This window comes from Plantactinospora endophytica (assembly GCF_016862915.1).
Lineage (GTDB): Bacteria > Actinomycetota > Actinomycetes > Mycobacteriales > Micromonosporaceae > Plantactinospora > Plantactinospora endophytica.
The window spans coordinates 374,938-399,347 of the sequence record NZ_BONW01000005.1 but is presented as its reverse complement, the minus strand read 5'-3'; the positions used below and the strand labels follow the sequence as shown (position 1 = coordinate 399,347).

Annotated in this window: 19 protein-coding genes; 12 read left to right on the top strand and 7 right to left on the bottom strand. The window is 72.9% G+C overall.

The window, feature by feature from the left end:
• Window positions 1–81 precede the first annotated feature (81 nt).
• Window positions 82–1,380 carry an ABC transporter substrate-binding protein gene (locus Pen02_RS09165; protein ID WP_203865468.1) on the bottom strand — a complete coding sequence of 433 codons (1,299 nt, stop codon included), beginning with the start codon at window positions 1,378–1,380 and terminating at the stop codon, window positions 82–84.
• 455 nt (window positions 1,381–1,835) lie between these two features.
• Here Pen02_RS09165 and Pen02_RS09160 point away from each other — a divergent pair, with 455 nt between their 5' ends.
• Window positions 1,836–4,799, top strand: a complete 2,964-nt coding sequence (locus Pen02_RS09160) for a M36 family metallopeptidase (protein ID WP_239140308.1) — start codon at window positions 1,836–1,838, stop codon at window positions 4,797–4,799.
• Between the two features lie 83 nt (window positions 4,800–4,882).
• On the opposite strand, the gene Pen02_RS09155 is transcribed toward Pen02_RS09160, so the two are convergent.
• On the bottom strand, window positions 4,883–5,812 hold the full coding sequence (locus Pen02_RS09155; protein WP_203865467.1) for a hypothetical protein: 930 nt from the start codon (window positions 5,810–5,812) through the stop codon (window positions 4,883–4,885).
• Between the two features lie 217 nt (window positions 5,813–6,029).
• Between Pen02_RS09155 and Pen02_RS09150 the strand changes: the two genes are divergently transcribed.
• Window positions 6,030–6,722, top strand: coding sequence for a class I SAM-dependent methyltransferase (locus tag Pen02_RS09150; RefSeq protein ID WP_203865466.1), 693 nt, complete (start codon window positions 6,030–6,032; stop codon window positions 6,720–6,722).
• Window positions 6,723–6,731: 9 nt separating this feature from the next.
• Window positions 6,732–7,895 carry a cytochrome P450 gene (locus tag Pen02_RS09145; protein WP_203865465.1) on the top strand — a complete coding sequence of 388 codons (1,164 nt, stop codon included), beginning with the start codon at window positions 6,732–6,734 and terminating at the stop codon, window positions 7,893–7,895.
• Between the two features lie 145 nt (window positions 7,896–8,040).
• On the opposite strand, the gene Pen02_RS09140 is transcribed toward Pen02_RS09145, so the two are convergent.
• A complete protein-coding gene (locus tag Pen02_RS09140) occupies window positions 8,041–8,580 on the bottom strand; it encodes a signal peptidase II (RefSeq protein WP_203865464.1) in 540 nt (179 codons plus the stop codon).
• 261 nt (window positions 8,581–8,841) lie between these two features.
• Here Pen02_RS09140 and Pen02_RS09135 point away from each other — a divergent pair, with 261 nt between their 5' ends.
• Entirely contained in the window at window positions 8,842–9,798 is a 957-nt protein-coding gene (locus Pen02_RS09135) for an ABC transporter ATP-binding protein (protein WP_203865463.1), read from the top strand.
• On the top strand, window positions 9,795–10,610 hold the full coding sequence (locus Pen02_RS09130; protein WP_203865462.1) for an ABC transporter permease: 816 nt from the start codon (window positions 9,795–9,797) through the stop codon (window positions 10,608–10,610). The genes Pen02_RS09135 and Pen02_RS09130 overlap by 4 nt, the downstream gene beginning before the upstream one ends.
• 45 nt (window positions 10,611–10,655) lie before the next feature.
• Here Pen02_RS09130 and Pen02_RS09125 read toward each other — a convergent pair whose 3' ends face one another.
• Window positions 10,656–11,270, bottom strand: a complete 615-nt coding sequence (locus Pen02_RS09125; RefSeq protein ID WP_443678474.1) for a response regulator — start codon at window positions 11,268–11,270, stop codon at window positions 10,656–10,658.
• Window positions 11,271–11,373: 103 nt separating this feature from the next.
• Complete coding sequence (locus Pen02_RS09120; RefSeq protein ID WP_239140306.1) at window positions 11,374–13,257, bottom strand: sensor histidine kinase; 1,884 nt, start codon at window positions 13,255–13,257, stop codon at window positions 11,374–11,376.
• A gap of 368 nt (window positions 13,258–13,625) precedes the next feature.
• Between Pen02_RS09120 and Pen02_RS09115 the strand changes: the two genes are divergently transcribed.
• Window positions 13,626–14,615 carry an ABC transporter substrate-binding protein gene (locus tag Pen02_RS09115; protein WP_203865460.1) on the top strand — a complete coding sequence of 330 codons (990 nt, stop codon included), beginning with the start codon at window positions 13,626–13,628 and terminating at the stop codon, window positions 14,613–14,615.
• A gap of 66 nt (window positions 14,616–14,681) precedes the next feature.
• Here Pen02_RS09115 and bioD read toward each other — a convergent pair whose 3' ends face one another.
• Complete coding sequence (gene bioD / locus Pen02_RS09110) at window positions 14,682–15,386, bottom strand: dethiobiotin synthase (protein ID WP_203865524.1); 705 nt, start codon at window positions 15,384–15,386, stop codon at window positions 14,682–14,684.
• 286 nt (window positions 15,387–15,672) lie between these two features.
• Window positions 15,673–16,809, bottom strand: coding sequence for an 8-amino-7-oxononanoate synthase (locus Pen02_RS09105; protein WP_203865459.1), 1,137 nt, complete (start codon window positions 16,807–16,809; stop codon window positions 15,673–15,675).
• Between the two features lie 319 nt (window positions 16,810–17,128).
• Here Pen02_RS09105 and bioB point away from each other — a divergent pair, with 319 nt between their 5' ends.
• The 6 genes from bioB to Pen02_RS09075 all read left to right on the top strand — a co-directional run bounded on the left by bioB (window position 17,129) and on the right by Pen02_RS09075 (window position 24,377).
• Entirely contained in the window at window positions 17,129–18,124 is a 996-nt protein-coding gene (bioB, locus tag Pen02_RS09100; protein WP_203865458.1) for a biotin synthase BioB, read from the top strand.
• A gap of 71 nt (window positions 18,125–18,195) precedes the next feature.
• Window positions 18,196–18,396 (top strand): biotin synthase auxiliary protein BsaP, encoded by a 201-nt coding sequence (gene bsaP / locus Pen02_RS09095; protein WP_203865523.1) that lies wholly within the window; start codon window positions 18,196–18,198, stop codon window positions 18,394–18,396.
• A gap of 239 nt (window positions 18,397–18,635) precedes the next feature.
• Entirely contained in the window at window positions 18,636–20,558 is a 1,923-nt protein-coding gene (locus Pen02_RS09090) for a lectin (protein ID WP_203865457.1), read from the top strand.
• Between the two features lie 210 nt (window positions 20,559–20,768).
• Window positions 20,769–22,274, top strand: a complete 1,506-nt coding sequence (locus Pen02_RS09085; RefSeq protein WP_203865456.1) for a cellulose binding domain-containing protein — start codon at window positions 20,769–20,771, stop codon at window positions 22,272–22,274.
• Window positions 22,275–22,539: 265 nt separating this feature from the next.
• Complete coding sequence (locus tag Pen02_RS09080) at window positions 22,540–23,052, top strand: SigE family RNA polymerase sigma factor (protein ID WP_203865455.1); 513 nt, start codon at window positions 22,540–22,542, stop codon at window positions 23,050–23,052.
• Window positions 23,049–24,377, top strand: a complete 1,329-nt coding sequence (locus Pen02_RS09075; RefSeq protein WP_203865454.1) for a hypothetical protein — start codon at window positions 23,049–23,051, stop codon at window positions 24,375–24,377. Before Pen02_RS09080 ends, Pen02_RS09075 begins: the two co-directional genes overlap by 4 nt.
• The last annotated feature ends 33 nt before the right edge of the window (window positions 24,378–24,410 follow it).

Sequence of the window (24,410 nt, the reverse complement as noted above, 5' to 3'; positions counted from 1 at the left end):
GCATCCCAGGGCGGTCGGACCGGAACACGGAGGTGCCCCCGTCCCGGGCGTGGGACGGGGGCACCTTCCGGTGTCGGGGTGTCAGCCGAGTTGGCTCTTCGCCTCGTCGATGACCCGCTTGGCGCCCTCGGCGGCCGGGATCCGACCGAAGATGACCTCGTCGTAGATCCGCTGGAACTCGGCCTTCACCGCGCCACCGCCCTTGGGCTGCGGCGGCGGGGTGGGCAGCAGCTTGTCGACCACCGACTGCTCGAACTCGTAGACCAGCTTGTCGTTCGGGGCCAGGCTCGGGGCGATCGCGTCCCGCACCTTCGCGTTGGCCGGCATGCCCCGGGACACCGCCAGCACCTTGCCCGCCTCGACGTCGTTGACCAGGAAGTCGACAAGCATGGTCGCCTCCTTCGGGTGCTCGCTGCGCTGGGCGACGCTGTACGCCATCGACATCGCCGCGATCATCCCCCGCTTCGGGGTGTCGCTGGGCATCGGCACGATCGCCAGCGGGCCGCCGTACGCGCTGACCATGCCGGTGAAGCCGGAGTCGTAGTTGACCTCGGCGGTGACGCCCTTCTTGATCAGCGAGGAGTTCTGCACCGAGCCGTCGAGCTGGGTGGTCAGCGCCGGGGGTGCCAGCGCGCCGACCGCGCGCATCTGGCCGGTCATCGTCCAGAACTCGGTCAGCTCCGCCTCGGTGAAGCCGAGCTTGCCGTCGTCGGTGTAGATGGCCTTGTCCCGCTGGCGCAGCCAGATGTCGAACCAGTCGATGGCGAAGCCGAAGTCGCCGAAGCCGGCCACCTTGCCGCCGCTGGACTGGCTCAGCTTCTGTCCGGCGGCCTGCATGTCGGCCCAGGTCCACTCGGGGCTCGGCGCGGCCACGCCGGCCTTCTGCCACAGCGCCGGGTCGTAGACGACGCCCTGGGTGTTCTGCGCGATCGGCACCGCGAAGGTCGCGTCGCCGACCTTGCCCGCCGGCAGCAGCGTCTTGGTGATGTCGCCGACCTTGAGGGTGCCGTCCTCGACGTACTCGGTGAGGTCGCGCAGCGCGTTGCGGTCGGCGTACTCCCGCAGGTAGGCGCGGTCCATCTGCACCACGTCCGGGGCGTCCCCACCGGCGATCTGGGTGGACAGCTTCTGGAAGTACGCGTCGAAGGCGCCGAACGACGTGTTCACCTTGATGTTCGGGTACTTCTTCTCGAACAGGTCGATGGCCGCCTCGGTCACCTTGGCCCGGTCCTCGTTGCCCCACCAGGTGAAGTCGAGGGTGACCGGGCCGTCCGAGGCCTCGTCACCACCACCACACGCGGCCAGCGGCAGGACGAGCAGGGCCGCCGCGGCGAGGGCTGCTGCCCTCGCGGCCCGGCGGACCCGTCGGGTGTGCACCATGGACGTTCTCCTTCCCAAGGGCGCCTGGCGGCCGGTGGTGCGGAAGATCGGGCAGGAAACCGCTTGCCTGAGCGGGCGCAGGAATGCCCGGGTGGGCAGGTGCGGATTCCCGTCGACGTGAGCCAGGTCGCGGGGGCGGTAAATGACGGTGGCAGGTAGTGCGGTACGGCAATGAAACGATCCAACAGGTTCGGACGCTAGGTGTGACGGGCGCCGCTTGTCAAGAGACGACGCCGTACCGGAGACCGGTCGGACCTGCGAGAACACCGGATATCCGACCGGCCCGGACGAACCGTTATACGAACGGAACCTAGCCCCGGTGTCAGTACCCGACGGATCCTTGCTTCCGCCTGGGCCGACTGATATCCACATATCTACACGCGCTCATGATCCAACTCACCCGCCCAAGCCGACCTGACCGGTCGGCTTCGTCGTACCCGTCCAAGGAGGACGCCTTGCCACATACCCGGTGGAGATCAACGATCCGGACCGGTCGGCGCGGCCTGCCCGCGCTGATGGCGGCCGTGGTGGCCGCCGCCCTGCTGCCCGGCGCCACCACCGCCACCGCAGCACCCGCCGGTGACCCCGGCGGCCAGGTCCAGCCGGGAGAACACCCGGAGTCGTACGGCGGCAGCCACGCCCCCCGGGACGTGGACAACCGGGCCGGCTCGGCCGCGCCGAACGCCCGGCAGCGGGGGCTGGCGACCCAGGTCGCCGGTGACGTCCGGTGGAACGAGCTGGGCACCCCGCACGCGCTCACCGCCACCGACGGCCCGCTCGCCACCGGGCTGGACGCCGACCCGGAGAAGGCCGCCCGGCAGTACCTGGCGAACAACAGCGAACTGTTCGGCCTGGACGCCGCCGCCGTGGCGGGCCTGGAGAAGCTGCTGGTCCGGCAGATCGGCACCGGTGCCGTGGTCACCCTGCGGCAGCGCTTCGGCGACCTGCCCGCCGGGTACGACGGACTGGTCAGCATCGCCGTCTCCGGCGGCAACGTCATCAACGTCAGCTCCTCGCTGTCCCGCAACACCGGAACCCCCCAGCCGGTCACCGTCACCGCCGACCAGGCGTACGCGGTCGCACTCGCCGACGCCGGACTGACCGCCGACCAGGTGGCCAGCCGGGACATCCGACAGGTCGCCGTACCGGTGCCGGACGCCGCGCCCCGGGCCGCCTGGGAGGTCACCCTGATCTCCGACCGCACCGACCACCCGACCGCGTTCACCACCTTCGTCGACGGCGAGCGCAGCAGCGTGCTGGTCCGCGAGGACCTGGTCGACTTCGACTCGGACAACCCGAAGTGGGCCGTCTTCCCGGCCACCCCGCCCGCCAGGACCAAGCCGGGCAAGGACTCCCGGGTGCTCTGGTGCCTGACGATCGAGCGCGGCTGCGAGCGCCCGGTCAAGGACCCGAACAGCGGCCAGGCCTGGGACGTCGACCTGGCCACCGGGCAGCCGACCTTCACCGCCCGGGGCAACTCGGCGAACAACGTGGTGTCCTGGGGTGGCGGCACCCCCGCCCTGCCGATGACGGAGAGCCCGACCCGGGACTACGTCTACCCGTTCACCGACCCGTGGAAGACCTCCAAGTGTGACCCGGCCGTCTTCACCGCCGACCACAAGAACGACGCGGACGCGGCGATCGCGAACCTGTTCGCCATGCACAACCGGATGCACGACTGGACCTACCGGCTCGGCTTCGACGAGGCGGCCTGGAACCTCCAGGCGGTCAACCTGACCGCCGACGGCCTCGGCGGCGACGCCGAGCAGGGCCGGGCCCAACAGGGCGCGCTCAGCGGCAACCGGAACAACGCCAACCAGAGCACCCCGCGCGACGGCCTCCAGCCGACCACCAACATGTACCTGTGGCAGCCCGCCGCCGGTGGCCCGTACCCGCCCTGCGTGGACGGCGACTACGACATGACGGTGATCGGGCACGAGTACATGCACGCCGTCACCAACCGGATGATCGGCGGCCCGAACAGCGGCATCAGCGGCCACCAGGGCGGCGCCATGGGCGAGTCCTGGGGCGACCTGATGGGCGCCGAATACCTCGTACAGCACAACCTGCGGGCCCCCGGTGAGACCCCCTTCATCACCGGCGGCTACGTCACCGGCAACACCGTCAGCGGCATCCGGAACTACGACTTCAGCCGCAGCCCGCTGAACTACTCCGACGTCGGCTACAACACCGCCGGCCCGGCGGTGCACGCCGACGGCGAGATCTGGAGCGCGACGAACATCCGGGTCCGCGCCGCACTGGTCAAGCGGTACGGACAGGGCACGCCGTCGAAGCAGCTCGACTGCGCCATCGGCAAGGTGGCGGTGGAGAAGTGCCCGGGCAACCGGCGCTGGACGCAGCTCGTCTTCGACTCGTACCTGCTCCAGGCCGCCAGCTCGGTCAGCATGCTGGACATGCGGGACAACCTTCTCGCCGCCGACCAGCTCCGGTTCGGCGGGGCCAACCAGGACATCATCTGGAACGCCTTCGCCGTCTCCGGGATGGGCCGGGACGCCGCCACCAACGGCGCCGCCGACACCGACCCGACGCCGAGCTTCGCCTCCCCGCACGCCCGCAACGTCACCGTGCAGCTCAAGCCGGACGGTGCCAGCGAGGGTGCGCCGGTCCGGCTCTACCTCGGCGACTACGAGGCCCGCGCCGTCCCGGTCGCGGACACCGACCCGGCCACCCCGCTGCCGGACAGCTTCGAGGTGATCGAAGGCACCAAGTTCTCCTTCCTGGCGGTCGCCCCGGGCTTCGGGCACACCCGGTTCAGCAAGGAGTTCAAGGCCGGCAAGGGCCGGCACGCCGACAAGCCGGTGACCCTGGAACTGAAGCTCGACCGCAACCTCGCCTCGGCCGCCTCCGGCGCGACCGTGGCCGGGGACGGGGTCAACACCACCGCGCTGGTCGACGACACCGAGGCGACCAACTGGGCGTCCCTGGACGGGGTGGTCGGCAAGCAGGTCACCGTCGACCTCGCCGGTGACCGGCCGCAGACCGTACGACGGGTGAACGTGAGCGCCTACCTGCGCCCGCCGAACCCCGCCAACACGGCCGACCCGGCCAGCCAGAACGCCCTGTCGGCGCTGCGCTCGTTCGCCGTACTGGCCTGCGACGCCAGCCGGGTCGACTGCTCCGTGGACGCCAACTACCGGAAGGTCTACACCAGCCGGTCGGACGCGTTCCCGGGTGGGAAGTACCGGGCGTACTCGCGGGACATCAACCTGCGGTCGTTCGACATTCCGCGTACCGTCGCCACCCACCTGCGGATCCAGGTGCTGGACAGCCAGTGCACCGGCGGTCCGGAGTACGCCGGTGAGCAGGACAACGATCCGGCGACGACCACCGACTGCACGACCGCCAGCCCGGCCCGGACGCACGTCCGGATCGCCGAGTTCCAGGCGTTCGGCAGCTAGTTTCCGATAGCCGAAGGGCCCCTTCCGATCGTGGTCACGATCGGAAGGGGCCCTTTCCGTTGCCGGCGCTCAGCGCGGTTCGATCACCAGTCGGGGTAGTGCCGGCCGCCGCCCTCACCGCGCCGGGGCGGCGCGGGGCCGCGCCGGGCGGCCTCCGGATAGCCGCGCCGCCGGGCGGGTGCCGGTGCCGGGGTCGCCTCGGCGAGCCGGTTACGGGACCGCAGCCGGAGCAGCAGGCCGGCACCGAGGAAGAGCATCAGCGCACCGGCCGCGAAACCGATCTCGGTCAGCCCGGTGCCGCCCTGGCCGGCGGTGGCGCTGGCCTCGCCGGCACCCGAGCCGCCGTCGCCGGTCCCGGCGGCACCGTCCGGCCCCTCGGCGAGTACCGGAGAATCCTCGTCGACCGGCTCGGTCGGCTCCGGCTCCACCGCCTCGGTCGGGGTCGGCGCCGCCTCGGTCGGCGTCGGTCGGGCCCGCTCCGGCGCGCGGCGCCGATCCTGCCCGCCGCCGCGCCCGCCGACCACGTCACGGGTGGCGCTCTGCCGGTCGAGCAGCCGGGACTGCGCGTCGAACGCCTCGACGGTGAGCTCGATCCGGCCGTCCGTCACCGCCCGGTCGACGGCCAGCCGGTACTGCGCGGTGACGGTGCGGTTGCGGCACAACGAACCGGGGTCGAGTTGCCGGTCGGTGAGCCGGGCACCGCCGCCCTCGCCCCGGACGTCCACCGGAAACCCGCCGGTCTCCTCCACCCGGTCGACGGCGACCTGGTCGAGCCGCAGACCGTCCACCCGCAGCACCAGCGACCAGCGGACCTTGCGGCACTCGCCGTCCAGGCTGGTGGAGATCACCGCGGTGACGGTCTCGGCACCCGCGCCGGCCACGAACCGGCCCGGAAGCTGGGTGATCGCGGTGTCGAAGCCGGGAGCCGCCCCGGCCGGGTCGGCCGGCAGCACCGCCCAGCCCGTCGTCGCACACACCAGCGTGGCTCCGAGCCGGGTCGCGAGCCGCCTCACCGCCATCACACCCCATTCAAGTCGACATACCTACCCGACCGACGCTATGGGTACGGGTGGGTGCGCGGAAGACTGGGGTATCAGCACCATTCAGGAATGAAGAGGGTGTTTTTGACGCGGAGTGCTGAACCGGTTACCGACCTTCCGCGACACGCCCGGACGCGGGAACCGGGACCGGGCGGAGAGCCGGGCAGGTCGACCGGCAGAATCGGCGCTTGTGTCCGAGAGCCCCACGGAGTTCGTCCGCAGGTACGCCCAACTGAGCCCGGTGTCGGCGGTACCGGAGATCCGGCTGCACCAGGCGGCCGAACCGATCGGCCTCTGGGAGCTGACCGAGGGCGAGTTCCGCAGCGAACAGCCCCCGCCGTTCTGGGCCTTCGCCTGGGCCGGCGGCCAAGCGCTGGCCCGCTACCTGCTCGACCATCCGGAAACCGTCGCCGGCCGGCGGGTGCTGGACCTCGCCTGCGGCTCCGGCCTGGTGGCGGTCGCCGCCGCCCGGGCCGGCGCGACAGAGGTGCTGGCCGTCGACATCGACCGGATGGCGCTGGCCGCCGTCGAGGTCAACGCCGAGGCCAACGGGGTGACGGTGGCCGGCGAACTCGGCGACATCCTGGACGGCGACGCCCGCGACGCCCAGGTCGTACTGGCCGGCGACGTCTTCTACAGCCAGGCGATGGCGAACCGGGTACTCCGGTTCCTGCTCCGGGCCAGCCGGGCCGGCGCGCACGTGCTGGTCGGCGACCCGGAACGGGCGTACCTGCCCCGGGAGCGGTTCACCCCGGTGGCCGGCTACGACATCCCGGTCACCGTCGCCCTGGAAAGCGTCCGGGTGAAGCACAGCCGGGTCTGGGAACTGACGAAGGTCACCTCCACGACCGGCGGCACCGAGGGCCGGGACCGTACTGGTTAGCGTGGTCGGGTGCTGTTCCGAAGTTGGCAGGGCCCGGTCGAACGGCCATGGCCGGACGTGGTCTCCGTGCCGGACCACGTCGGGGTCGACCACCTGGTGGTGACCCGGCACGCGCTGGTCCGCCAGGTGCTCGCCGACCCGGAGACGTTCCGCCCGGACAACGCGCTGGACGCGATGACCCCGATCCCGGTCGGGGCGCTACGGGTACTCGCCCGGCACGGCTTCCGACTCCCCCCGACGCTGGCCAACAACGGCGGGCACAGCCATCCGGCGATCCGGGGCATCGTCGCCGAGGCACTACATCCGCACCGGGTCGCCGCGCAACGGCCGTGGCTGACCGCCGTCGTGCGGGAGCGGGTCGGCCGGCTCGGCGCCGCGCTCGACACCGGCCACCCCGTCGACCTGTACGCGGACCTCGCCGCCGACCTGCCGCTGCTGGTACTCGCCCGGCTGGTCGACCTGCCGGAGGCGCCGACCGAGGTCGTCAAGGAGTTCACCCGGGCCGCCCTGGAACTGTTCTGGGCCCCGGTCGACCCGCAGCGGCAACGGGTACTCGCCGACGTCGTCGGCCGGTTCCACGCCGTACTGCGGGAGTTCGCCGCCACCGGCGGTGGGCTGGCCGCCGATCTGCGTACCGCCGGGCAGCCGCCGGACGTCGTCGTCGGGGCGCTGTTCTTCCTGCTCGTCGCCGGCCAGGAGACCACCAGTCAGTTCCTCACCCTGCTGCTGCACCGGCTCACCGGCACCCCGGAGGTGATCGTCGGGCTGGGCGCCGGCACGGTGGCGGTCGACGACGTGGTCGAGGAGGGGCTGCGGCTGGAGCCGCCGATCGTCACCTGGCGCCGGGTGGCCGCCCGGGACACCGAACTGGCCGGCACACCCGTACCCGAGGGGACCAGCGTCGTGCTCTGGCTGGCCCGCGCCGGCCGCGACCCGGAGGTGGTCGCCGCGCCGGAGGCGTTCGTACCCGGACAGCGCGGCTCCCGCCGGCACCTGGCGTTCGGGGCCGGCGCGCACCGCTGCGTCGGCGCCCAGCTCTCCCGGCTGGAGGCGGCGGTGGTGGTCGAGGAGACCGCCCCGCTGTTGGCCGACGTGACAGTCGTCCGGGCACCGTGGTGCCCGGACAACCTGTCGTTCCGGATGCCGGACGCGTTCGTCGTCGCCCACCGCTGAGCGCTTTTCGTCGCCCGCCGCCGACGGTTCGTCCTCGTTGGCCGCTGAGCGATTTCCATTGCCCGCCGCTGAGCGTTCGTCGTCGCGCGCCGCTGAGCCCGTTCCGGTCCGCCCGACTGCGGGTCCGGGAGGGGCGGCGGGGCGGTCAGTCCTGGTCGCGTCGGCCGTCGATGTCGATTCCGCGCAGGTAGAGCAGCACGATCAGCGCACCGCCCAGCACCAGGCAGATGTCGGCGACGTTGCCGACGAAGAAGCCGGCGTAGTCGATGAAGTCGACGACGTGGCCCCGGGCGAACCCGGGCTCCCGGAACAACCGGTCCAGCAGGTGGGTGGTGGCACCGCCCAGCACCAGACCGAGGGCGATCGCCCAGGCCCGGTTACGGACCTTCCAGGCGGCCCGGGTGATCGCCGCCACCGCGACGGCGGCGATGATCGCGAAGATCCAGGTGACGCCGGTACCGATCGAGAACGCCGCGCCCGGGTTGTAGAGCAGCCGCAGGCTGAGCAGGTCGCCGAGGACCGGTACGACGCCGCCGTCGGAGAGCTCGGCGACCGCCCAGAACTTGGTGAGCTGGTCCACCACCACGATCACCAGGGCCAGGGCGAGCACCCGGGGGTACCACCGGACAGTGCTGACCGCCCGGTCCGCCTCCGGCATCGAGGAATCCGCCTCGACCTGCTGCATGACGAAAGACCTCCAGCACCGACGGCTTGCCCGGGACGGCCCCCAGCCTACGTCGCCCGCCGACCGGATCGCCCCCGACGGACCCCCGTCCGGTTCGCGGGCTGCTGACGCCTTCGGGGGCTACTGAAGCCTTCGCGGATCCCCGACGTCCTTTCGCGGGCTCCTGACGAAAGTCAGCCCCTCCGATCGCCGTTCGGGCGCTGTGTCGGCACCCTCCGGATTCCTACCGTCGCAGCCGAGCTGCGAACACCGGAAGGATTCATGATCACGTTAACCGAACTGACCAAGCGCTTCGGCGCGACCACGGCGGTCGACCGGCTCTCCCTGGCGATCACGCCGGGTCGGGTCACCGGCTTCCTCGGCCCGAACGGGGCCGGCAAGTCCACCACCATCCGGATGATCCTCGGACTGGACCGGCCCGACTCCGGCACCGCACTTGTCGCCGGCCGGCCGTACCGGACGTACCGGCACCCGCTGCGGGAGGTCGGCGCGCTGCTCGACGCCCGGGCGGTACACCCCGGCCGGACCGCCCGGGCCCACCTGACCGCGATGGCCCGCAGCAACGGCATTCCGGTACGCCGGGTCGACGAGGTACTCGACACGGTGGGGATGACCGAGGCGGCCGGAAAGCGGGCCGGCACCCTCTCGCTCGGCATGGGCCAGCGGCTCGGCATCGCCGGAGCGCTGCTCGGCGACCCGGGGGTGCTGATCTTCGACGAGCCGGTGAACGGGCTGGACCCGGACGGGGTGCGCTGGATCCGCGAGCTGATGCGGTCGCTGGCCGCACAGGGGCGTACGGTCTTCGTCTCCAGCCACCTGATGAGCGAGGTACAGCTCACCGCCGACCAGCTCGTGGTGATCGGCCGGGGTCGGCTGCTCGCCGACGCGCCGATCGCCGAGGTGATCGCCGGCAGTTCACTGGCCGCCGTTCGGGTGGTCAGCCCCGAGCCCGCCGCACTGCACCGGCTCCGCGACGAACTCGTCGCCAGGCACGCCACCGTCGAACGGGTCGGCGCCGACGAGCTGCTGGTCACCGGCAGCACCGTCGGTCAGGTCGGTGACCTGGCCCACCACCTCGGCGTACGACTGCACGGGCTGAGCGCCCGGGAGGCATCCCTCGAACAGGCGTACCTCGAACTCACCGGCGGCGACCTGGAGTACGCCGCCCCGACCCCCAGCAGCGCACCCGGCGCAGCCGAGCGGAAAGAGGCACGATGAGCACGTTGTCCCGTACCGACCACCGGGCCGCCGCCGGACCGCCGTCCGGCGGTGGACTTCCGGGCGCGATCGCCAGCGAGTGGACCAAACTCTGGTCGGTGCGCTCGGTCTGGTGGTCGCTGCTCGCCAGCGTGCTGCTGATGGCCGCCACCGCCGGACAACTCGCCATCTACGTCCAGAACAGCAACACCGACGACGACCCGGCCAACGACCAGGGTGTGTTCGCGGTCGGCCGGATCGCCGTGGACGCCGTCGAGCTGACCCAGTTCGCGGTGATCGCGCTCGCCCTGCTCGTCATCACCAGCGAGTACGGCACCGGCACGATCCGTACCACGTTGCAGTGGATTCCGTCCCGGGGCCGGCTGCTGCTGGCCAAGACCACCGTGGTCGCCGGGGTCACCTTCGGCGCCGGTCTGCTGCTCGGCGGGCTCGGTGCCGCCGTCGCCGCGCCGGTACTCGGCGACTGGGGCCGGTTCGACCCGGGCGAGACCCTCGGCGACGCCTTCGGGCTGGCCGGATACCTGGCGCTGATCGGCGTCTTCACCCTCGGCCTCGGCGCCGCGCTGCGGGGCGCGGTCGGCACCCTGGTCACGGTCTTCCTGGTACTGGCGATCGTCCCGGCGACGCTGCGACTGCCGGACCTCGGGCCGCTGAACACGATCGCCGACGCCCTGCCGGGCAGCGCCGGCCTGCACTTCCTGCGCGGCGACGACGACCCGTACCCGGCCGCCGTCGGCCTGCTGATCCTCGCCGGCTGGGCGGTCGCGGCCCTGCTGGCCGGGCTGGCCGTTATGCGCCGCCGCGACGCCTGAGTCGGGCGGGGCGCTCCCCGTGCCGGGAGCGCCCCGCCGCACGGCTCAGTCCGTCAGGCCCGCCTCGTACGCGATGATCGCCGCCTGCACCCGGTTGCGTACGCCGAGCCGGGTGAAGATGGTGCTCAGATAGCTCTTCACCGTCCCCTCGACCAGGAAGAGCCGCCGACCGATCTCGGCGTTGGACAGGCCGGCACCGACCAGCGCCAGTACCTCCCGTTCCCGTTCGGTCAGCGCCTCGATCCGTTCCCGGGCGGCCGGTGCCCGGGCCAGCAGCCCACCGCCGAGTTCGATCACCCGCCGGGCCACCTCCGGCGACAGGTACGCCGCACCGTCCGCCACCGCCCGTACCCCGGCGATCAGCTCCCGGGGGTCGCCGGACTTGAGCAGGAACCCGCTCATCCCCTCACCCAGGGCCCGCGCGATGTAGTCGTCCTCGCCGAACGTGGTCAGCATGACCACCGCGGTCTCCGGCACCAGCCGGCGGATCTCCGCCCCGGCGGCGAGACCGTCGAGCCGGGGCATCCGGATGTCCAGCAGCGCCACCCGGGGCCGGTGGGCGCGGACCAGTTCGACCGCGTCCCGCCCGTCGGCGGCCTCGGCGACCACCTCGATCTCCGGATCGGTGGCCAGGATGGCCCGGACCCCGGCCCGGATCATCGCCTCGTCGTCGGCCAGCAGGACGGGGATCACTCTTCCTCCTCAACTCGGGTGCCGGGCGGCCGGGTGGGCCGGGACCGGGGGCGGGGACGGGGCCGGTGGCTCAGTCGCCGAGGCGGTCCTTGACCACCAGTCGCCCGTGCAGGAAGCAGATCTGGTAGACGGCCTGCCCGAACGGGAACGCGCCGTCGGAGTAGAACTCGCAGGTGGCACCCGCCGGCACCGGCCGGTCGGCGGCGTCCTCCGGCGCGGCGACCTGCCGGTCCGGCAGCAGTTCACGCGTCTGGGCCTGCTCCTGTCCCAGCCGCAGTCGCGCGTACCGGTCGGAGTCGAGCACCGCGCCGAAGGTAGCGATCGGGTAGTAGGCGAGTACCAGCAGGGCGCCGATCGCGACCGGCACGGTGACCGCCGCCAGCAGACTGCGCCGGACTCGCCGCCGGGCGGAACGCAGTCGTTCGGCGGAGTCGGGGCGGGTGGCGTCCGAGGCCTCGGAGGCGTGGAAGGCGTCGGAGGCGTCGGCCAGCCGATCCACCCCCGCCAGGGAATCGGATCCGGCCGCGAGATCCGAACCGACGGCGAGATCCGAGCCGACGATGCGGTCTGAGCTGACGTTGAGATCAGAGGTGACAACGACATCCGAGCCGGCGATGAGATCCGAGCCGGTGGCGATGTTCGGCCCGGTCACGACTGTGGGCAGCTCGGCGTACACCTCGAAGCCGGCGCCGTCCGGGCCGGCCCGCAGGGTCCCGCCGGCCAGGCGTACCCGCTCGCGGAGCCCGACCAGGCCGGAGCCCGCGCCGCGCAGCCCCGGCAGCGGTCCGGCCGGCGGCCGGTCGTTGCTGACCCGCACCGAGGTCCGGTCGGCGGCGCGGCGCACCGACACCGTCACCGCCGCCCCGGGCGCGTGCCGGGTGGCGTTGGTCAGCGCCTCCCGCACCACGGAGTAGACCGCCCGGTCGACCATCGGCGGTACGGCGTCGCTGGGAGCAGCCGGCGAAGTATCCCCCTCGACCACCAGCCGGACGGCCATCCCGGCGGCCCGGGCCCGCCCGACGAGGGCGTCGACCCGCTCCCCCGCCGGCCGGGTCGGCGCCGGTTCGGCGTCGTCCCGCAGCACCCCGATGACCTGGCGGAGCCGGTCGGTGGCCAGCGCCACGCTGGCGCGCAGCTCACCGGCGGCCCGCTGGTGCGGCTCGGCCAGGTCCGGCGCCACCTCCAGGGCGCCCGCCCGCAGCGCGATCAGGCTCAGGTCGTGGCCGAGCGAGTCGTGCATGTCCTGGGCGATCCGGGCCCGCTCCCGCATCCGGATCCGTTCGGCGGCACCGCGCTGCTCCCGTTCCAGCAGGTCGGCCTGCTCCCAGCCGGCCAGCACCAGGGCGCGGTGCTGCCGGTGGTAGCGACCGACCAGCCACGGGAAGACCCCACCGGCCAGCAGCGTGCCGGCGAGCAGGAACCACACCTCGGCATCGGTGCCGAGCAGGCCGAAGTTGAGCACCGTGCCGCCGAGCCCGATGCCGGCGAAGACGAGCGCGGCCGGGCCGGACCGGCGCTCGCGCAGCCCGACCAGGTAGCTCAGCACCGGGATGCCGAACATGAAGTTGCCGTCCCCGGCGGTCGGCAGCACCACCAGCAGCAGGCCGAGCAGCGGCGCCCGCCGGCTGGCCAGCACTGCGAGCCCCGTCACCAGCAGCGAACCGGCCAGCCGGAGCGGATACCAGGACGAGTGCGGCGGGGTGACCAACGCCAGCCCGATCGGCGCGGACAGCACGACCCAGAGCACCAGGTCGAGAATCCGGTCGCGACCGCGCAGCGCCGGGCGGCGGGTCGGCACCACCCGGGGTGCCACCGGGCCGGTGCCGTCGACCGCACCGCCAACCCGGACCTCTCCGGTGTCGGCGTCGAGCCCGCCGGACCGCCACCGCCCGGCGGTCGCCGCCCGCCGGGACAGGTGGCGCCACCACCGTGGGTCGCGGGGCCGGGCGTTCACCCGGCCAGGCTACAAGCCGCGCCACCGGCCGGTTACTGCCGAAAGTCAGCACGTCGCCGGGCCGGGCGGCACGACCGGGAGCCGGACCGCCGGAGCGCCGGCCCCGGATCGCGGGTACGCATCGAGCGGTATGTCCCGCCTCGCCGGGCTGTTAAGATTCGGGAACGCCGATGGACTGCCGCTCGGACCGGCTCCGTTCCGGCTGGCGCCGCAGCTTCGCCACTCGATGTCCGCAAGCACTCGATGCCCGCAAGCAGTCGACGCGCCGACGGCGTACCCGCGCCGCACGGTCGCCTCCTCCGGTGCCGCGTCCCCGCGCAGCGGAACGCCCGCCGGTCCGCCGACCTCCAGTCCTCGCGGAGGATCCGATGAACAGGCTGACCAGCAGAATCACCCGGTACGCCAGCGTCCTGGCACTGCTCGCGGCGATCGCGGCCTGCGGCGGCCCGGAGCCGACCGCCCCGGCCGCCGCCGACGAGCCGAGCCGGGACAGACCGGTCTCGATCAAGGTCGGCGACATCGAGGGCGCGCCCGCCTCGTTCCTGGCGTTCGGCATCCAGAAGGGCTTCTTCACCGAACACGGACTCGACGTCGAACTCGTCCGGCAGCAGGGCGGCGCCGCGATCGTGCCCGGACTGGTCTCCGGCGACCTGGCGATCGGCGGCTCCAACGCCGTCTCCATGCTGTTGGCCCGCAGCCGGGGAGTACCGGTACAGATCATCGCCCCCGGTACGTCCGTCGGCACCGACCCGGCCCGGGACTTCTCCGCCGTCATCGTCGCGGCGAACTCGCCGATCCGGACCGTCGCCGACCTGGCCGGCCGGACCGTCGCGGTGAACACCCTCACCAACGTCAGCGAGGTGGTGCTGAAGGCGTCGCTGGAGAACGTCGGCGCCGACCCCAACTCGATCAGGTTCCTGGAACTCGGCTTCCCCGAGATGCTCCCGGCGATCACCCAGGGGCGGGTGGACGCGGCCCTGGTCATCGAACCGTTCGTCACCATCGCGCTGGGACAGGGCGTACGGGTGCTGTTCCGGCCGTACGTCGAGGCGAGGCCGAACCTGGCGGTCGGGACGTACTCGGCGTCCGAGGCGTACATCCGGGCCAACCCCGGGGTGGTACGCGCGTTCCAGCAGGCCGCCGCCCGGACCGCCGAGTACGTCACCGGCAATCCGGAGGAGTACCGGGCGGCGCTGCCCAGCATCGCGAACGTCCGGCCGGACCTCGCCCCGAAGGTGAACATCCCGGTCTGGGGCAGCCGGGTCGACGTCGGGTCGCTGGAGTTCTTCGCCGACCGGATGGTCAGGTACGGCCTGGTCGAGAGAAAGCCTGACGTCTCCGCCGCCGCCCACCTCTGACGGTGGTGACCTGGCTGACGTCCCTGCTTCCGACGTCTCCGCCGCCCACCTCTGACGGGCGGTGAGCTAGCTGACGTCCTCGGCCCAGGCCCGCCAGTCGTCCAGCACGCCGTAGAGCGCCGGGGTGAGCCAGCCCGGCGCGGAGCGGCGGAACACGCCCGGTTCGAGCGTGCCGGCGCCGTCCGGCAGCGCGCCGACCATGTTGGGGACCAGTTCCCGCAGGTTGGCCCAGTGCACCAGCTCCGGCTCGGCCGGCCAGGCGCCGAGCACCACCCCGCAGGGCACCGCCCGCCGGTCCAGCGCCTCCAGGGTCAGCGCGGTGTGGTTCAGCGTGCCCAGCCCGGCCCGGGTGACCACCACCGCCGGGGCACCGATCGAGACCGCCAGGTCGGCGAGCGTCCACGCCTCGCCGGACGGCCGCAGCCCCATCGGGACGAGCAGACCGCCGGCCCCCTCGACCAGTACGAGGTCGTGCTTCTCCGCGTCGGCCCTGATCTCGTCGGCGACCGCGTACAGCTCCAGCGGCTCGGCCTCGGCGACCCGGGCCGCCGCCAGCGGCGCCAGTGGATCGGGGTAGCTGACCAGGGTACGTGCGGTCATCGGCGCGGCCAGCCGGTTCACCGTGTCGACGTCGGACTCGGCGCCGGTCGCCGTACCGGTCTGGCCGGGTTTGAGGACCGCGACCCGCAGCCCGGCGGCCTGGGCCGCGGCTGTGATCGCCGCGGTGACCACCGTCTTGCCGACGTCGGTGTCGGTGCCGGTGACCAGGATCGGCCCGCGCCACGCCACGCCGCTCACCGCCGGCCACCGCCGACGTGCTGCGGTTGTGTGGTCGGCTGCCGCTGGCCATCGCCATTCTCGGATCGGCGGGACACGGCGCACGCTCCGCCAGCCCGGCCACCGCCGGGTCGAGCGGTCACGGCGCGCACTGCGGATGCCCGGCCACCGTCGGATCGTGCGGTCACGGCGCGCGCTCCGGGTGCCCGGCCACCGCCGGGTCGGGTGGTCACGGGGCACGGTTCAGGTGCCCGGGTACCGCCGGTGCGGCCGGTCCTGGTCACGGTGCACACTCCGCGATCACGTCGAGGGCCCGGTCGAAGTCGGCCCGCTCGATTCCGACGTTGATGGTCAGCCTCAGCCGGGACCGGTTGTCCGGGGTCGACGGTGGCCGGAAACAGCCGACCGCGACGCCCCGGTCCCGGCAGTCGGCCGCCCAGGCCACTGCGGTCTCCGGGCCGGGCGCGGTCACCGAGACCACCCCGGCGGCGGGCCGCGAGACCTCCAGCCCGGCCGCGCCGAGCCGGCGGGCGACCGTCGCGGCCCGGTCGGCCAGCTCGGCCCGCAGCCCGTCGCCGGCCCGGGCCAGCCCGGCGGCGGCCAGCACCCCGGCGACGACCGCCGGTGGCGGCGCGGTGTCGTAGATGAAGGTGCGGCCGGTGTCGATCAGGTGCCGGACCAGCTCGGCCGGCCCGGCCACCACACCGCCGGCCCCGCCGAGGGCCTTGGAGAGGGTGGCGGTCAGCACCACGTCCGGCTCGCCGGCCAGCCCGGCGCCGGCCACCGCGCCGGCACCGGCCGGACCGAGTACGCCGAGCGCGTGCGCGTCGTCGACCAGCAGCAGCGCGCCGTACCGGCGGGCCAGGGCGTGCAGTTCGGCGAGCGGGGCGAGGTCGCCGTCGACCGAGAAGACCGACTCGGTCACCAGCACCGCCGGCCGGCCCGGGGAGGTGGCCAGGGCCTCCTCGACGGCGGCGACGTCCAGGTGCGGGGTGACCCGGGTCTCGGCGCCGGAGAGCTTGCAGCCGTCTATCAGCGAGGCGTGGTTGTGCGCGTCGGAGATCAGCAGGGTGCGGGGCTGGACCAGGGCGCGTACCGCGCCGAGGTTGGCCAGGTAGCCGGAGGAGTAGACCAGCGCCTGCCCGGTGCCGAGCCAGTCGGCGAGGGTCTCCTCCAGCGCGTGGTGCGCCTCGGTGGAGCCGCGTACCAGTCGGGAGCCGGTGGCGCCCAGCCCGTACCCGGTCAGCGCCTCGGTCGCGGCGGCGACCACCGCCGGATGCCGGGAGAGCCCGAGGTAGTCGTTGCCGGCCAGGTCGACCACGTCCTCGCCGGCGTCCCTGGGCCGGAGCCGCCGGGTCAGCCCGGCCTTGGCGCGCAGTCGCGCCCGCCGGTCCAGACCCTCCAGCCAGCTCGGCACCGCCACTCCCCACACTGGTCCGCGTCCGCCTTCGGACGCTGTCGGAAACCCGATCGCCGGACCGTCCCGTCCCGTCTCGTACGGCTGCGGCGTCGCCCGGGGCCGACCCGTCCCGGGCCCGACTCGTCCCGGGCCCGGTTCGGCGGGCTTCCGGTGCCGCCCGCGCGACTGCCCCCGATCGGCGAAAATACCATCCGCCGCGACTGCCGGCCGCCCGCCGGGCCGGCCGGGCCGCGACCGACGGGCCGGATGCGGAGCGTCCGAGCGGCCGGGCCGGGTGGCCCACATCGACGGACGATCCGCTTGTAGGGTACGACCCATGCCAGAAATCCTCGACCGGGCTCGTACCCAGGTGCTCGACGGCGGTGTCGGACTCGACGAGGCCGGCGTGCTCGCCGTGCTGCGGCTGCCCGACGAGCATCTGACGGAGACCCTCCAGCTCGCGCACGAGGTGCGGATGCGCTGGTGCGGGCCGGAGGTCGAGGTCGAGGGGATCGTCTCGCTGAAGACCGGCGGCTGCCCGGAGGACTGCCACTTCTGCTCGCAGTCCGGCCTGTTCGCCTCGCCGGTGCGGTCCGTCTGGCTGGACATCCCGTCCCTGGTCGAGGCGGCGAAGCAGACCGCCGCCACCGGGGCCACCGAGTTCTGCATCGTCGCCGCCGTGCGCGGTCCCGACGAGCGGCTGATGAAGCAGATGCGCGAGGGCGTCGCCGCGATCCGGGCCGAGGTGGACATCCAGGTCGCCGCCTCGCTCGGCATGCTCACCCAGGATCAGGTCGACGAGCTGGTCGAGATGGGTGTGCACCGTTACAACCACAACCTGGAGACCTGCCGGTCCTACTTCCCCAACGTGGTCAGCACGCACTCCTGGGAGGAGCGCTGGGAGACGCTGCGGATGGTCCGCGCCTCCGGCATGGAGGTCTGCTGCGGCGGCATCCTCGGCCTCGGCGAGACCGTCGAGCAGCGCGCCGAGTTCGCCGCCCAGCTCGCCGAACTGGAACCGCACGAGGTGCCGCTGAACTTCCTGAACCCCCGGCCCGGCACCCCGCTGGGCGACCAGCCGGTGGTCGCGCCGCGCGACGCGCTGCGGGCGATCGCCGCGTTCCGGCTGGCGATGCCCCGGACCATCCTCCGGTACGCGGGTGGCCGCGAGATCACTCTCGGCGACCTCGGCACCCGGGACGGGCTGCTCGGCGGAATCAACGCGGTGATCGTCGGCAACTACCTGACCACGCTCGGCCGCCCGGCGAACGAGGACCTGGCGCTGCTGGACGAGCTGAAGATGCCGGTCAAGGCGCTGTCGGCGACGCTGTGACGACGACGGCGGCGACGTTGTGCTGATGGCCACCGAGACGCTGTGATGATGGCGACGGAGACGGCGTGACGATGACGACGGAGACGGCCAACTGGTGTGACCGATGCGGCGAGGCCGCCGCCACCGGTGACCACGACGCCTGCCGGGCCGCCCGCGCGCTGGAGCCGCCCCGCTACTGCCCGCAGTGCCGGCGCCGGATGAAGGTGCAGGTGCTGCCGTCGGGCTGGTCGGCGGTCTGCGTCGAGCACGGCACGCACGCCGCCCCGCGCTGACAGTCCGGTAGTCCCGCACCTCGCCGCCGATCCGCACCTCGCCGCTGATCGGCATCTCGCCACAGATCCGCACCGTGCGGCTGATCCCGATCTCGTCGCCGATCCGCACCGTGCCGTCCTCCGCCGGAATCCGATCCGGTCGGCATGGCTCGCATTGACACCCTTTATTAAAGAGTGTTACCTATTAATGCCGGCCGGCCGCTGACCCCTGGATTCCGTCCACGGAGGGAGACCCCCGCATGTCCTCCGCAGGTACGGCGGCCACCAGCCGCCGCACACCGTACCGCCGCCGGCTGGTTCCGGCCGGGCTGCTCGCACTCTGCGTCGCCGCCGTCGGCGCGGTCGCCGGACCACCACCGGCGTACGCGGCCAACGAGCCGGTCAACGTCTGGCTCACCACCACCTCCGACTCCGGCGGCCGGGTGGTGACCCGTGGCCTGCAACAGCAGGCGGCCACCGCGTTCGCCGCCAGCAGCCCCGGCGCGACACACACCATCACCGTCAACGAGAACACCCGCTACCAGCAGTTCGAGGGCGGCGGCGCCTCCATCACCGACACCACCGCGTACCTGTTCCGGGGCGGCCCGATCAGCGCGGCGACCCGGGACGCGGTGATGCGCCGGCTGTTCCACCCCACCGACGGCATCGGACTCTCCTTCGTCCGGAACCCGATCGGCGCCTCCGACCTGTCCCGGCCCGGCAACGTGTCGCTGGACGACACCTGCTGCGACCTGAACGACTTCGGCGCCAACGGCTACGACACCAACGTGCGGCTGCTCACCGCGCAGGCCAAGCAGTTGAACCCGGCGCTGCGGGTGAAGGGCGTGCCGTGGAGCGCGCCGGGCTGGATGAAGGACAACGGCCGGATGGACCAGATGGGCTGGCTGAAGTGGGAGTACTACCCGCTCTACGCCCAGTACTTCGTGAAGTACGTGCAGTCGTACCAGGCGGCCGGGATCCCGGTGAACTACGTCTCCGTGCAGAACGAGCCGAACTGCTGTCAGGCGGCCAACCCGCCCGCGATGAACTACCCGGGGATGAGCTGGAACTCCTCCGGGCTGCTGGAGTTCACCAAGAACCACCTGCTGCCCGCGTTCCGGGCCGCCGGCATCACCACCAAGGTGATGATCCACGACTGGAACTACGGCGACTGGGGTCAGATCGGCTCCGGCATCGTCTCCGACGCCGCCCTGCGCAACGACCCGCTCTTCGCCGGAATCGCCTGGCACGGCTACGGCGGCAGCCCGAGCGTCGGCTCCCAGGTGCACAGCCAGTACCCCTCGGTACGCCAGTTCAGCACCGAGCACTCCGGCGGCACCTGGATCGGCAACCAGCACAACGAGGACCTGGCCGACATCGTCAACTACACCCGCAACTGGAGCGGCAGCGTCGTCAAGTGGAGCCTGGCGCTCAACCAGAGCATGGGCCCGCACAACGGCGGCTGTGACGTCTGCACCGGCCTGGTCACGGTGCAGGAGGGCGGCTCCCGCGCCGGTCAGGTCGACAACACCATCGAGTACTACACCACCGGGCACCTGACCAAGTTCGTCCAGCCGGGGGCGTACCGGATCGACTCGACCGCCAACGGCACCGTGCAGAACGTCGCCTGGATCAACCCGAACGGCTCCAAGGCGCTGATCGCGCACAACGGCGGCACCGGTAGCCAGTCGGTCCGGGTGGTCTGGGGTGGACAGTCGTTCACGTACACCCTGCCGGCCCGGACCACCGCGACCTTCACCTGGTCCGGCACCCAGTCCGGCGGCGGTGGCGGTGGCGGCCGGACCGGTCAGATCGTCGGGCTCGGCGGCAAGTGCCTGGACGTCGCCGGGGCGAACAGCGCGGACGGCACCGCCGTGCAGGTCTACGACTGCAACGGCAGCGCGGCCCAGCAGTGGACGCTGGGCACCGACGGCACCGTCCGGGCGCTCGGCAAGTGCCTCGACGTCCGGGACAACTCGACCGCGAACGGCGCCCGGGCACAGCTCTGGAGCTGCACCGGTGCTGCCAACCAGCGCTGGACCGCCACCGCCGGCCGCGACCTGACCAGCGCCAGCGCGAACAAGTGCCTCGACGTGCTGGACAACAACCCGGCCAACGGCACCCCGACCCAGCTCTGGACCTGCACCGGCGCCGCCAACCAGAAGTGGACCGTACCGGCCTGACCGGCGGGGGCCGGTCGGACCGGCACCAGATCCGGCGATCGGATTCACCGGTCGGACCGGAACCAGACCCATCGGTCTGACCGGAACCCAACCCGATCGGACCGGAACCAGATCGGCCGGTCGACGAGGCCCGGCAGGAAGCCCGGCAGGAGACCTCCTGCCGGGCTTTCTTCCTGTTCGGGGCCGACCGACGCCGGTTGACTTCCCGGCATGACGCGACAGTGGCAAGCCATCGCTCGCATCCTGCTGGCCGGCGGGCTCGTCGGCACCGCCGTACTCGCCGGCCCGGCTCCCGGTGCCGCCGCGCAACCCGCACCGGCGCCACCGGCCCGGGCCGGTGCCGACACCTCGCTCCTCGACCTGCTGCCGGCCGACGTCGCCGACCGGATGACCGCGCAACGCCCGCTGGTCGACGCGGCCAGCGTGGTCCGGACCGCGATCGACCGCGGGAACGCCACCGGATACGCCGGGATCGGTCTGGTGGACGACCACGTCACCCTCTGGTGGAAGGGGCAACTGCCGGCCGACGTCGCCACCGCGGTCACCCGGGCCCGGAAGACCGCGCCGGTCGAGCTGGCCGCCGCGACGTACTCCCGGACCGAACTGCGGGCCGCCGCCGCGACGCTGGCACCGGCCGTCCGGGCCTCGGCCGCCAAGCCGACGGTCCGGCTGCGCACCGACGGCGCCGGCCTGGAGCTCGCCGTTGCGGGTACGCCGTCAGCCGCCCGGCTCCCGAAGCTGCCGGCCACCGGCGTACGCACCACCGTGGTGCAGCGGCGCCCGATGGTCGACCGGTCCCGGGAGGACGACACCGCCCCGTGGACCGGCGGAGCCCGGATCTGGGACGGCGGGATCGGGTGCAGCTCGGCCTTCGGTGCCCGGCACGCCGGTACCGGCGCCGGTTACCTGCTCACCGCCGGCCACTGCGGCAACCTCGGCGCGGTGTGGACGACCGGCAGCGGCAACGCCGTCGGACCGGCGGTGTGGAAGAACTCCGACCACGACGCGATGCTGATCTCGACCTCGACACCCGGCGGTGACATCTACGTCGGCGGCTCGAACGACGAGGTCCGGGCCCGGGTCGTCGGCTGGACCCAGGTCTTCCCCGGCCAACTGCTCTGCCAGTCCGGCGCGACCAGCGCCTGGGAACTCTCCCGGCCGATCTGCAACTTCCGGGTCGAGTTCCACTACGACGACCGGGAGGACCTGGTCGAGGCGACCCAGCTCGCCGGCGAGGAGGCGGCCCGCGGCGGCGACAGCGGCGGCCCGGTCTACGCGGTCAACCCCGACGGCACCGTGCTGGCCGCCGGCACGCTCACCCGGTCCGGCGGCCCGGGCCTCGGCTTCCAGGACTTCGCCACCTACCGGGACGACTTCGGCGACCTCGTGCCGGTGACCGGCACCGCCAGCAGCACCTGCCGGATCTCGTACGCCGTCACCGACTCGTGGAGCGGCGGGTTCGCGGCCAGCGTGACGGTACACAACAGCGGGCCGGCGATCAGCGGCTGGAGCCTGCGCTGGTCGTTCCCGGGCAACCAGGTGGTACAGGGCCGCTGGCACGGGCAGTTCCAGCAGAGCGGCCCGGCGGTGCTGGTGACCAACGAGGCGCACAACGCCACCATCCCGGCCGGCGGCTCGGTCAACCTGGGCTTCACCGCCAGCGGTTCGCCGGTCACCCCGGTGCCGTTCACCCTCAACGGCGCGCCCTGTAGCTGAACACCCGCCCTCCGATACTTCCGCCGAGGCTGACGACACGGCCCGTATCCCGATTCTTCCGCCGATGCCGACGACGCGACCGTACTCCGATTCTTCCGACGAGGCCGACGACCACGAGTCGATCCCGACCTCACCCGCCCGCCGGGGCCTGGCCGTCACGAGCGGCAGGGCCCCGGCGGCACCGCGCCGATCCGGCGCCGTCCGTCGTACAACCGATCCGGGCGGGATCACGTCTGTAGGTGGGATCCCAACGGAGGTTCGGCGGATGCGGGACGAGTCGGAAGCGGAATACCTGGAGTACGTCACGGCGCGGCTGCCGAGCCTGCGCCGGCTGGCGTACTCGCTCTGCGGCGACGACCACCAGGCCGACGACCTGGTGCAGGAGGCGGCCACCAAGCTCTTCCTGCACTGGTCGAAGGCGGCCCGCGCGACCCACCTCGACGCCTACGTACGGTCGATCGTGGTGCGGACGTTCCTGGACGGCCAGCGCAAGGGCTGGTGGCGGGTACTGCTCACCGGCACCGCGCCGGACCCTCGGCAGACCGAGGACCACGGTGCCGAGGACCGGCTGGAGCTGCGCAGGGCCCTGGCCGGGGTACCGGCCCGGCAGCGCGCCGTCCTGGTGCTGCGCTACCTGCACGACCTGCCGGTGGACGAGGTCGCCGAGATCCTCGGCTGCTCGACCGGCACGGTGAAGAGCCAGACCTCCCACGGGCTGAAGGCGCTACGGCGGTTGTTGGGCGACCGGCAGTACGCGAGAGCGGGGGAAGGACGATGAACGAGTTGCTGGGCGACGACGACGAGCACCTCATCGCGGTACTCCGCATGCTCGACGACGAGCCGGACGGCCCCGGCCGGATCGACCTGGCGGGCGCGATCAGCGAGGCGCGGCGCCGACGGCGGATCCGCCGTACCGCCCGGGTGGGTGGTACGGCGCTGCTGGCGGTCGCGGCGGTGGCCGCCGTACCGCTGACGTTGCCGGTGCTCCGCCCCGGCCCGGCGGTGGACGGCGTCGTCGCCACCGGCGGCCCGGCGCCGACCGGCGCGCCGACGGCGACCGGCACGGCGACGCCTCCGGGGGATCCGGCGGGCACGCCGGTGCCGATAGTGACGGGAACGACCGGCACCGTCACCCCGCCGACCCGGTGCACGGTAAGCCGGCTACCCGTTCCGGACGGACACCCGAAGAGTCTGGTCACCGGCGCCGACCCGAGTGGACGGTGGATCCTGGGCCGGTCCTACCCGACCGGAAGCCAGGGCGGTTACCCGGTGCTGGTCTGGGAGGACGGCAAGCCACGCCGGGTCGACCTGCCCGGCGGCGACCAGACCCTGCGGGACGTCAATTCCACCGGCCTCGCCGTCGGCTTCAGCTACGTAGACGACGGCCCCCGGCCCTACCTCTACCGGGACGGGAAGGTGAGCAGCCTGCCGGGCGTACCGGTCGGCCAGGCGCTGGCGGTCAACCAGGCGGGGCAGATCGTCGGCTACCGGGACAGCGGGCGCGACCAGCCGGTGATCTGGTCCGACGCCGCTGGGCCCCCGGCCGACCTGCCGCTGCCCGACGACGGGTCGCGGGGCGAGGCGGTGGACATCGACGAGGACGGCACCGTGCTCGGCGTACTGATCGACCGCTCGGGCCAGCACGAGTACGGCTACCTGTGGCGGCCGGACGGTACGGCGCAGAAGCTGCCGACCCCGCAGGTGGCCGGCCAGCCCGCCGAGTCGTTCCGGCCGCAGTCGATTCGCAACGGCTGGGTGGCCGGCGTCGCCACCCGCGCCGAGACGGGCTCCGACCCGTCCGCCGGCCATAAGGAGGTCCATGCCGCCGTCCGGCTGCACCTGCCGACCGGCAGGTTCGTCGAGGTGCCCGGCCGGGCGTTCTGGCCGCAGGTCGGCAACGCCCAGGGCTGGCTGGGCGGCTTCGCGGGCGACCGGAACGCGCTCGCCACCGACGCGGGCCAACTGCTCCTGCCCGAACTGCACGAACGTAAGGCGGCGGGGGGCAACACGGTGTGGACACTGAGCGACGACGGCCGGATCGCCGCCGGGCAGAGCGAGGACGCCGCCGGTGAGCCGCAGGCGGTGCTCTGGCGCTGCCGGTGAGCCGCCGGCCGTGCTCTGGCACTGTCGATAAGC